The organism is Agriterribacter sp., from assembly GCF_035444585.1.
Lineage (GTDB): Bacteria > Bacteroidota > Bacteroidia > Chitinophagales > Chitinophagaceae > Agriterribacter.
On the sequence record NZ_DAOMOZ010000347.1, the window covers coordinates 1 to 2,923 of the forward strand.

The 2,923-nt window shown below is 45.5% G+C and carries 2 protein-coding genes; both read left to right on the plus strand.

The genetic code is table 11. The features are described 5' to 3' along the window. Window positions 1–2,073, plus strand: a 2,073-nt coding sequence (gene mfd / locus PLH26_RS21275; protein WP_324588026.1) for a transcription-repair coupling factor, incomplete at its 5' end; no start/stop codon positions are given. Between the two features lie 128 nt (window positions 2,074–2,201). Continuing rightward, window positions 2,202–2,564 carry a DUF4870 domain-containing protein gene (locus PLH26_RS21280; RefSeq protein ID WP_324588027.1) on the plus strand — a complete coding sequence of 121 codons (363 nt, stop codon included), beginning with the start codon at window positions 2,202–2,204 and terminating at the stop codon, window positions 2,562–2,564. The last annotated feature ends 359 nt before the right edge of the window (window positions 2,565–2,923 follow it).

The following is a 2,923-nucleotide window of genomic DNA, read 5'->3' on the forward strand; positions in this document are numbered from 1 at the left end:
CGCGAATTGCAGCCGGGAGATTATGTTACGCATATTGATCACGGCGTGGGCATATACAGCGGCCTGCAAAAAATTGAAGTGAGCGGCAAGCTGCAGGAAGCTGTCAGGATCATATACAAGGATACAGATATACTGTATGTCAATATCAATTCACTTCACAAAATAGCCAAGTATACCGGTAAGGAAGGCAGCGTACCCAGGGTAAATAAGCTGGGCAGCGATACATGGCATAAGCTGAAAGAAAAAACAAAGGCAAGAGTTAAGGAAATTGCTTTCGATCTTATTAAGCTCTACGCCCAGCGCAAGGCCCAGACGGGCTTTGCCCATAGCCCGGATAACTATATGCAAACCGAGCTGGAAGCTTCTTTTATTTATGAAGACACACCCGATCAAAGCAAATCATCGGCTGATGTGAAAAAGGATATGGAAACGCCGCATCCTATGGACAGGCTGATTTGCGGCGATGTGGGTTTTGGCAAAACAGAAATAGCTGTTCGCGCTGCTTTTAAAACCTGTTGCGATAATAAACAGGCCGCCGTACTGGTTCCTACTACCATCCTTGCTTTCCAGCATTATAAAACATTTAAAGACCGGCTTAAGGATTTTCCTGTAACAGTAGATTATATCAATCGTTTTAAATCATCCAAAGAAAAAAAGGAAACGCTAAAAAAATTACAGGAAGGTAAAATTGATATTATTATCGGCACACATGCACTGGTAGGAAAAGAAGTGAAGTTCAAAGACCTGGGACTGCTGGTGATAGATGAGGAACAAAAGTTTGGCGTTGGGCATAAAGAGAAGATCAAAACGCTTAAAACCAATGTAGACTGCCTTACACTTACGGCAACGCCTATACCAAGAACATTGCAGTTCAGCCTGATGGGTGCAAGAGACCTGAGCATTATCAATACACCCCCGCCTAACCGGCAGCCCATACAAACGGAAGTGCAGGTGTTCAATGAAGACAATATCCGTGACGCGATATATTATGAAACGGAAAGAGGGGGGCAGGTATTTTTTATACATAACCGGGTGCTGGGGTTAACTGAAATGGCCAATATTATACAGGGCCTGTGCCCCGACCTGAGCATAGGCATTGCGCATGGGCAGTTGGAAGGCCATATACTGGAAGAGCGGATACTGGATTTTATTGAACAGAAGTATGATGTGCTGGTATCTACCAATATTGTGGAAAGCGGCGTGGATATTCCGAATGTAAATACCATTATTGTAAACAATGCGCATCAGTTCGGGTTAAGCGACCTGCACCAGTTGCGCGGGCGTGTGGGCAGGAGCAATAAAAAGGCTTTTTGTTACCTGCTGGCGCCCCCTGTAAGCACTTTGCCGGATGATTCGCGCAAGCGCCTGCAAACGCTGGAACAGCACAGTGAGCTGGGCAGTGGTTTCCAGATCGCCATGCGCGACCTTGATATTCGTGGAGCCGGTAATTTACTGGGTGGCGAACAGAGTGGTTTCATGGCCGAGATAGGATTTGAAATGTACCAGAAAATATTGGATGAAGCGATCAGGGAATTAAAACGGACATCATTCAGGGAAGTATTTAAAGAAGAGATCCGGAAGCAGGAAGATTTTGTGCAGGACTGCACGATTGATACCGACCTGGAGATCCTGATCCCCGACGACTATGTGGAAAGCATCAATGAAAGGTTGTCGTTGTATACCCGGTTAGACAACTGTGATAATGACGAAGACCTGCAGCAGTTCCACACTGAAATGGCCGACCGCTTTGGCCCTATACCCCGGCAGGTAGAAGACCTGTTTATTACCGTACGCTGCCGCAGGCTGGCAGTAGAGCTCGGCTTTGAAAAAATGGTGCTGAAAGAAGAAAACCTGCGGTGCTATTTTATCAATAACCCCGACTCGCCCTATTTTGAATCGGACACGTTCAATAATATGCTCCGGTTTGTGCAAACCCTTACTCATAAGGCAAGACTAAAGCAAACGGGAAGGAATTTCCTGCTCATTCATGAAGATATAAAAAGCATGGAGCAGTTGTATCAATTCCTGCTTAAAATGCACCGGTATACAAGAGAACATATTGATGCTGCATAACCGTTTGCATTTTTGTCCCGACGGGGTCTTCACAGCCGGGCAACTGCGTTGAGCAGACCCCGGCGCGACTTTCATTTAATTATGAAATCTCTGCAAATTGAGTTATATTTCCATACAAAATAAAATGTATGGAACAACAAAACGCATTCCTGGGAACAGACGAACAACCTATTGTAACGCCTACCAGCGATGAAAAGACACTTGCCATTCTTTCACATATACTAACCATAGTGGTTTGGTTATTTGCGCCACTGGTCATTTACCTGATAAAAAAAGATGAGTCTAAGTTTGTTGCGGAACATGCGAAGGAATCACTGAATTTCCAGATAACGGTTACCCTGGCCTGCATTGTATTGTTTATCACTATTATTGGTATTTTTTTATTGTGGATCGTAGGCATCATTGCATTGATACTGGTAATTGTTGCTACCATTAAAGCCAATGACGGGAAATTATACCGTTACCCCTTTACATTAAGGCTTATCAAATAATATTTTTGTCCCGACGGGGTCTTCACAGCCGGGCAACTGTGTTGGGTGTGACCCCGGCAAATAGCTCAGCGCCAGGATCTCATGGCCGGCCCGCAAAGGCTTTTGATGAAGAGCCCGGCGCGACTTTCACTTCTCTCCCCTCACTTAACTGGTTGCCGTGTTGTACTATCTTATAAGTGTAACCGTTCCTTTTTTATTTGTGCCATTTTTGTCCCGACGGGGTCTTCACAGCCAGGCAACTGTGTTGAGTGTGACCCTGGCGAATAGCTCAGCGCCAGAGTCTCATGGCCGGCCCGCAAAGGCTTTTGATGAAGAGCCCGGCACGACTTTCACTTCTCTCCTCTCACTTAACTGATTGC